Source organism: Alcanivorax sp. 97CO-5 (assembly GCF_000524665.1).
Taxonomy (GTDB): Bacteria; Pseudomonadota; Gammaproteobacteria; order Pseudomonadales; family Alcanivoracaceae; genus Alcanivorax; species Alcanivorax borkumensis.
Window position 1 is genome coordinate 286,812 of sequence record NZ_KI965898.1, and the last position, 7,517, is coordinate 294,328.

The following is a 7,517-nucleotide window of genomic DNA, read 5'->3' on the forward strand; positions in this document are numbered from 1 at the left end:
AAATTGAGCATCAGAGTCCGTCAGTGTCGCTGCCCAAGCTGAATTGTGCCAGAACAAAAAATAATTCCGATTTTCAGCCTGGATTCAGGTTGCTGAGCGATGGTAGCAACCGCTTCTGGATATTGCTCAAGTTTTGAGTGAGACAACCCGGCCCTCAGGGCCAACCCGGCCCTCAGGGCCAAAGCTGTTCAAAGGAGAAGATATATGACCGTATCAAAATTCCTCGTTGCTGCCGCAACTATCTTATTGTCGGCGACCACCTTTGCCGCTGGAACCCATGGTGGAGGACATGATCACGGCGCTGCGAGTGGTGAGCCCGGCAAAGCCTCAGAGGCCAGCCGAACCATAACAGTCGAAATGTACGACAATTACTATGAACCGGAATCAATCATCGTAAGCCCCGGGGAAACGGTGCGGTTCGTGGTGGAGAACAAGGGGAACCTCGTTCACGAGTTCAACATCGGCACACCTGAGATGCATGAGGGGCATCAGGAGGAAATGATGATGATGGTCGAACATGGCGTCATCCAGGGCGGAAAGCTCAACCACGACATGATGGAAATGGACATGGGGAACGGCCAGTCCATGAAACACGACGACCCTAACAGCGTCCTGCTGGAACCGGGCCAGAGGCAGGAAGTTATTTGGAAGTTTTCCGATAACAGCAATATCGAGTTCGCCTGCAACGTGCCGGGTCATTACCAGGCAGGGATGTACGGTGACGTCAAGGTCCAGTAACTGAGTTCACTAATGGGGCGTTGATCCAGTGGGCTTGTAGGTATTTATTTTGAGGGTTCTTAGTGAAGAGCGATTTGGAGCAAAAAGTATGAACAGCCGATTAGGTTCAGTGTTGTTAAGCCTGCTGATGTCTGCATCGGTCATGGCTGGCGAATATAATCTCACGGTTGATCGGGTCGAAATTGACACCGGCGATTTCGTGAAAAACGGCATCGGTTATAACGGTGCATCTCCCGGGCCGGTGATGCGCTTCAAGGAAGGCGAAAACGTCAAGATCAACGTGACCAACAACCTTGATGAGATGACTTCCATTCACTGGCACGGCCTGATCCTTCCTTTTGATCAGGACGGTGTGCCTGGTATCAGTTTTCCAGGCATCAAGCCGGGTGAAACCTTCACCTACGAATTTCCCATCCAGCAGGCTGGTACTTATTGGTTTCACAGCCACTCCGGTTTTCAGGAGCCGGATGGCGCCTACGGTTCCATCGTTATCGAACCCGAGGGACGTGAACCGTTCCGCTACGATCGCGAATACGTAGTTCAGCTAACCGATAAGCACCCGCACTCCGGTGATCGCATCATGCGTAACCTGAAGATGATGCCGGACTACTACAACCGCGAGCAGCAGACTGTCGGAGAGTTTTTCTCTGACGTGTCCGAGAACGGCCTGATGAACACCGTTCGGGACCGTATGGCCTGGGGTGGCATGCGGATGATGAAAGCGGATGTCGAGGACTTGCAGGGTTTTACAGGGCTGATCAACGGTAAAGGGCCGGACCAGAACTGGACTGGGCTTTTTGAGCCGGGCGAACGCATTCGGCTGCGCTTCATCAACTCCTCGGCGATGACTTACTTTGATATCCGGATCCCCGGTCTGGACATGACCGTTGTGCAGGCTGATGGCAACAACGTTCAGCCGGTTAGTGTGGACGAGTTCCGGATCGGTGTGGCGGAAACCTACGATGTGATCGTCCGCCCGAAAGGTGAGCAGGCCTACACCATCTTCGCCGAATCCATGGGGCGTTCGGGCTATGCCAGAGCGACACTGGCCCCAGAAGAAGGTATGGAAGCGTTCGTGCCGCAACTGCGTGAACCGGCCCGCCTGACTATGGCTGATATGGGCGGTATGTCCGGTATGGACCATGGCGAAATGGATATGAATAGCTCAGAAGGGATGTCCGGAATGGATCATTCTTCGATGGTGGGAATGGATCACGCAAACATGAGCAACATGGACCACTCAAATATGAAAGGAATGGATCATTCGGGTATGTCCGGCATGGACCATGGTTCCATGGCGATGGGAAAAGAAGGTCCAAGCGACCCCTTCTATGCGAAGGGAAGTGGCCTCGTCCCCACGGCAGCCAATGGCGGCAAGTTCCTGTCCTACGCTGACCTGAAGGCTCAGGATCCACTGTATGAAGACCGTGAACCAACTAAGGAAGTTGAGCTTCGTTTGACTGGCAATATGGAACGGTACACCTGGAGTATCAATGGCGTTAAATACGAGGACGCCGATCCGATTCGCCTGAAATACGGTGAGCGGGTCCGCTTCAAGTTTGTCAACGAAACCATGATGACTCACCCCATGCACCTGCACGGGATGTGGTCCATCCTTGATGTTGGCGCAGGCCAGTGGAACCCGATCAAGCACACGATTAGCGTGAACCCAGGCACGACGGTGTACATGGAAACCGAGGTTGATGAGCCTGGCCAATGGGCGTTCCACTGCCACCTCTCTTACCACGCGGCCGCTGGTATGTTCCGTAAGGTGGTTGTTGAAGGTGGGCCAGAGTCGACGCAGGCCAAATCAGACGCGGCTGCTGAAGAAGGAGGTGAGGCATGAGTTGTATTCGATCACTTGTTGCGGTCAGTTTCTTTGCCTCTATCGGATTCTCAACGGCGGTGACAGCTCAGGAAATGATCTCCGACACCACCGCTCGTAAACAGCCGCTCACAACCTGGGGTGTTCAATTTGAGGAGTTTGAATACCGCTACAGCGACGATGACGAGGAACTGGGCGTCTGGAATGCGGATGCCTTCTATGGCACCGATGAGTTCAAAGTCCGGTTGCTCACAACCGGGGAGTACGAGATAGAGGAGCAGGCCTACGAAACACTGGAAAACCAACTGGTCGGCCAGATCCCTATCTCCAAGTTCTTTGACGCCAAAGCGGGTGTGCGTTTCGATACGCCCGAGGGGCCGGACCGTACATATGCCGTTCTCGGTGTAGCCGGGCTGGCTCCCCAATGGTTTGAGATCGATGCAAACCTGTATGTCAGTAAGGATGGCGATACGTCAGCCGAACTGGATGCAGAGTACGAGCTGCTTCTCACCAACTACTGGATTCTGGCGGCAACGCTGGATGCCACGGTTGCGTTTAGCGAGGACCGGGAAATTGGCGTTGGTAAAGGACTGGTTTCTACCGAAACCGGACTCAGGTTGAGCTATGATCTGATCGACCGTGCGTTCTCGCCTTATGTGGGCGTGGTGCATGAGCGCAAATACGGCGATAGTGCCGACTTTGCCGAAGCGGACGGCGGCAGTACAGCAGATTGGTTTGCTGTGATTGGAGCGCGCATCGCACTCTGATCAGGTACTTAGGGGCTAAAGATATTTCTTTGGCCCGTTTTTCTCGACATTGATGCAAGTGAGATCTACCCAAGCCAGCATTGGCTATTTATTGAGTATCAAACGCCGTTCAAAACAACAGGAGGTTGTATGAGCAGCACGCACGACAGAACCACGCGCTATCAGAAAGGCAGTCTTACACTTCCGGGAACTGTTATGCTGGGCACCGGTGTCATGATTGGCGCCGGTATCTTCGCCCTTACCGGGCAGATGGCGCAGATGACCGGCGTTCTTTTCCCGTTGGCGTTTCTGGCCGCGGCGGTAATCGTAAGCTTCAGTGCCTATTCCTACATCAAAATTTCCAATGCCTACCCGTCAGCCGGGGGCATAGGCATGTACCTGCACAAAGCCTATGGCAATCGGTTACCGACGGCTTTCAATGCTTTGCTGATGTATTTCTCGATGGTGATTGCCCAGAGCTTTCTTGCGCGAACCTTCGGTTCTTACACCATGCAACTGTTCGATGGCGATGAAAGTGGCCGCATGGTGCCCATTCTTGGCGTCTCACTAATTCTGGCCGCGTTTCTGATCAATCTGTTGGGCAACCGAATGATTCAGGGCGTGGCTTCCTTTATAGGTATCCTGAAGATCGGAGGCATTCTGGTTTTCGGGCTGGTGGGTATCTGGATTGCCGACAGTGTTTCTGTTGATTTCTCTAGCCCCGGTGAGGCTGGAACCTTTGGCAATTTCCTGGGGGCAACGGCCCTTGGCATTCTGGCCTTCAAAGGTTTTACCACCATCACCAACAGCGGCTCGGAAGTCATAGACCCCAAGAGAAACGTGGGGCGAGCGATTATTATTTCCATCGCAGCCTGCGTGGTGATCTACACCCTGGTCGGTTTCGCCGTTGCCAGTAACCTGTCCCTGGCGGAAATCATCAAAACGCAGGACTACTCTCTGGCGGCCGCTGCGCGTCCCGCATTGGGCGACTACGGCGTCTGGTTTACCGTCGCCATTGCGATGATGGCCACCGCCGGTGGCATTCTGGCCAGTATTTTCGCCGTCTCACGCATGTTGGCCATGCTGACTGAAATGAAGCTGGTCCCCCACAGTCATTTCGGCATGCCCGGTAGCATCCAGAAGCACACGCTGGTTTATACCGTGGTGCTTGGGCTTATCCTCACGGCCTTCTTCGACCTGTCCCGAATTGCAGCGCTGGGCATCATTTTTTACCTGATCATGGACATTGCTATCCATTGGGGCGTTCTGCGCTATTTACGGGAGGATGTGAAGGCCAATGTGTGGGTGCCCACGGTGGCAATTGTTCTGGATTTGCTCGCTCTTGGTGGCTTCGTTTGGGTCAAACTGAATACTGACCTGTTTGTTATTGGCGTGGCGGTTGTCACCATGATTGTTATCGCAGTGGCCGAGCAACTGTTCCTGAAAAAGGCCACAGAAGCCGAAGAAGCGGGACACAAAGAATCTCATGCTCATCATCACTAATCACCAGAACTCGATAGGGAGGGATCGGCCATGACGGCTGAGCACACGGTCAAAGATCCTGTTTGCGGCATGTCGGTGAATCCACACTCGGCGGAACATCGCAGCGAGCATGGCGGGAAAACCTGGTATTTCTGTTCTTCGGGGTGCAAATCGAAGTTTGACGGCGACCCGGGACACTACCTCAGTGGAGAACAGAAACAGGACGAACCCGTGGCTCCGGGCGCCATGTACACCTGCCCGATGCATCCGGAAATTCGCCAGCAGGGCCCCGGAGATTGCCCTATCTGTGGTATGGCCCTGGAGCCCGAGCAGGTAAGTCTGGATGACGGGCCCTCGGCAGAGCTCAAAGACATGACCCGTCGATTTTGGATTGGCCTGGTGCTGGCCCTGCCGGTATTGGTGCTGGAAATGGGCGGACATCTCACCGGCCTTGACCAGATCGTTGCCCCACAAATGTCCAACTGGATTCAACTGGTGTTGGCGACGCCAGTAGTGGCCTGGTGTGGCTGGCCTTTCTTTGTCAGAGGCTGGAAGTCCGTCGTCAGCCGCAATCTGAACATGTTCACGCTCATTGCCATTGGTACTGGCGTGGCGCTGATCTACAGCCTGGTGGCGACACTGGCGCCCCAGATTTTCCCCGACGCCTTTCGGCAGGAAGACGGTTCTGTCGCCGTCTACTTCGAGGCGGCTGCGGTCATCGTGGTGCTGGTTCTGTTAGGCCAGGTGCTTGAACTGCGGGCCCGGGAGAAAACCTCGGGCGCGATCAAGGCGCTGCTGGATCTGGCACCGGCGACGGCCCGAAAGCTGGATGACCAGGGCGACGAGTCCGATGTGTCGCTGGATCAGGTCAAGGTGGGTGATCGCCTGCGAGTGCGCCCGGGGGACAAGGTGCCGCTGGACGGTGAGTTACTTGAAGGCAGCTCCAACGTGGATGAGTCCATGGTGACCGGTGAGCCTCTTGCAGTCAGCAAAAAGTCTGGCGACCAAGTGATTGGCGGCAGTATTAACCAACAGGGCAGCTTTATCATGCGGGCCGACAAGGTTGGCCGGGACACCATGCTTTCCCAAATCGTGCAGATGGTGGCCAGCGCCCAACGCAGCCGCGCACCGATCCAGGGGCTTGCCGATAAGGTGGCGAGCTGGTTTGTGCCCACCGTGATCCTAATTGCCATTGTTGCCTTTATAGCCTGGTCATTCCTTGGGCCGACACCGCCCATGGCGTTCGGGCTGATTGCGGCGGTCAGTGTTCTGATCATTGCCTGCCCTTGCGCACTGGGTCTGGCAACGCCGATGTCGATCATGGTAGGTGTTGGCCGCGGCGCCCAAAGTGGTGTGCTGATCCGCGATGCGGAAGCCCTTGAACGCATGGAAAAGGTAGATACGGTGGTAGTGGATAAGACCGGCACGTTGACAGAGGGGCAGCCACAAATCACCCGAATTGTTACAGCGAATGGGTACGATGACGATGCTTTGATGCGTTTTGCGGGCGGACTCGAGAAAGGCAGTGAGCATCCACTGGCCCACGCCATTCTGGACAAAGCCAAGGGCATGGAGCTGAAGCTGCCGGATGCGGAAGACTTCGATTCTCCCAACGGTAAAGGGGTAACAGGAAAAATCGACGGCAAGCGGGTGCTGCTTGGTAATCGTCTTCTCATGGAGTCGGAGAATGTCGACACCACTAGATTTGACAGCGATGCCGACGAGCATCGCAAAGATGGTGCTACCGTGATTTTTGCCGCCGTCGATGGAAAAATCGCTGGGCTGTTGGCCATCTCCGATCCCATCAAGAGAACGACCCACGCTGCTATTGTCGCGCTGCAAAAAGACGGCATTCGAGTGGTCATGCTGACTGGCGATAACTACACCTCGGCCGAGGCGGTTGCTCGCAAATTGCATATCGATGAAGTGGAAGCGGAGGTACTGCCGGAAGATAAGGGCAAGATCGTCCAGCGTCTGAAAGATGAAGGGGGTGTTGTCGTGATGGCGGGTGATGGCGTTAACGACGCGCCTGCATTGGCAACGGCGGACGTGGGGGTGGCCATGGGCACCGGCACAGATGTGGCCATCGAAAGCGCGGGCATTACGCTGCTGCGCGGCGACTTGATGGGTATTGTAGAAGCGCGTCGTCTGTCGCTGGCGACCATGCGCAATATCCGACAGAACCTGTTCTTTGCTTTTGTGTACAACTCCGCGGGCGTTCCGATTGCGGCGGGGGTTTTGTACCCGTTCTTCGGGATACTGCTTTCACCGATCTTCGCGGCTGCTGCAATGTCGCTGTCGTCTTTCAGCGTGATTGTGAATGCATTGCGCCTGCGAGTTATCAAGCTTGGCCCTAAGTAATAATCGCTGGTGCCGTACACTATTGATCGAACCATAGAAGATGCTGATTTTGAGGCGATTGACAAACGAGCGCGTCAGTCTCTCACGGATAACTGCTTCGGGGTGCTGATCGAAATCGACGTCAAAACCACGATGAAGGAGAAGCTGGGCACGGAAATACCTGCCTACCGGATCTTTGGGCATGCAATCCTAGGCCATCGGCGTGGAGCCTCGAGTAGGGGCTATTTTGCCATAGCTGGCGCCTTAAGCGACTTCATCCGTGATCTGTTGACCGTGATGAGGGTCGGCAACGATTACTTCATTAAACAGCCAGATGGTCGTTTATTGGTCAGAATCAGATGTAGTAATTCAGACTTGATCTGACA

General features: G+C 54.9%; 5 protein-coding genes. All 5 read left to right on the forward strand.

The window, feature by feature from the left end:
• The first annotated feature begins 204 nt into the window (after nt 1–204).
• The 5 genes from Y017_RS09340 to Y017_RS09360 all read left to right on the forward strand — a co-directional run bounded on the left by Y017_RS09340 (nt 205) and on the right by Y017_RS09360 (nt 7,152).
• Nucleotides 205–738 carry a plastocyanin/azurin family copper-binding protein gene (locus Y017_RS09340; RefSeq protein WP_011588646.1) on the forward strand — a complete coding sequence of 178 codons (534 nt, stop codon included), beginning with the start codon at nt 205–207 and terminating at the stop codon, nt 736–738.
• Nucleotides 739–826: 88 nt separating this feature from the next.
• Nucleotides 827–2,584 carry a copper resistance system multicopper oxidase gene (locus Y017_RS09345; RefSeq protein ID WP_035460406.1) on the forward strand — a complete coding sequence of 586 codons (1,758 nt, stop codon included), beginning with the start codon at nt 827–829 and terminating at the stop codon, nt 2,582–2,584.
• Nucleotides 2,581–3,330 (forward strand): copper resistance protein B, encoded by a 750-nt coding sequence (locus tag Y017_RS09350; protein WP_035460407.1) that lies wholly within the window; start codon nt 2,581–2,583, stop codon nt 3,328–3,330. Before Y017_RS09345 ends, Y017_RS09350 begins: the two co-directional genes overlap by 4 nt.
• A gap of 129 nt (nt 3,331–3,459) precedes the next feature.
• Entirely contained in the window at nt 3,460–4,812 is a 1,353-nt protein-coding gene (locus tag Y017_RS09355) for an APC family permease (protein ID WP_081737601.1), read from the forward strand.
• A 30-nt stretch (nt 4,813–4,842) separates the two neighbouring features.
• A complete protein-coding gene (locus Y017_RS09360) occupies nt 4,843–7,152 on the forward strand; it encodes a heavy metal translocating P-type ATPase (protein WP_051428734.1) in 2,310 nt (769 codons plus the stop codon).
• The last annotated feature ends 365 nt before the right edge of the window (nt 7,153–7,517 follow it).

What these genes read in the sequence shown, in the direction of transcription:
- Y017_RS09350 (WP_035460407.1), top strand. Translation starts at nt 2,581, where the DNA reads ATGAGTTGTATTCGATCACTTGTTGCGGTCAGTTTCTTTGCCTCTATC.
- Y017_RS09340 (WP_011588646.1), top strand. Translation starts at nt 205, where the DNA reads ATGACCGTATCAAAATTCCTCGTTGCTGCCGCAACTATCTTATTGTCG.
- Y017_RS09355 (WP_081737601.1), top strand. Translation starts at nt 3,460, where the DNA reads ATGAGCAGCACGCACGACAGAACCACGCGCTATCAGAAAGGCAGTCTT.
- Y017_RS09360 (WP_051428734.1), top strand. Translation starts at nt 4,843, where the DNA reads ATGACGGCTGAGCACACGGTCAAAGATCCTGTTTGCGGCATGTCGGTG.
- Y017_RS09345 (WP_035460406.1), top strand. Translation starts at nt 827, where the DNA reads ATGAACAGCCGATTAGGTTCAGTGTTGTTAAGCCTGCTGATGTCTGCA.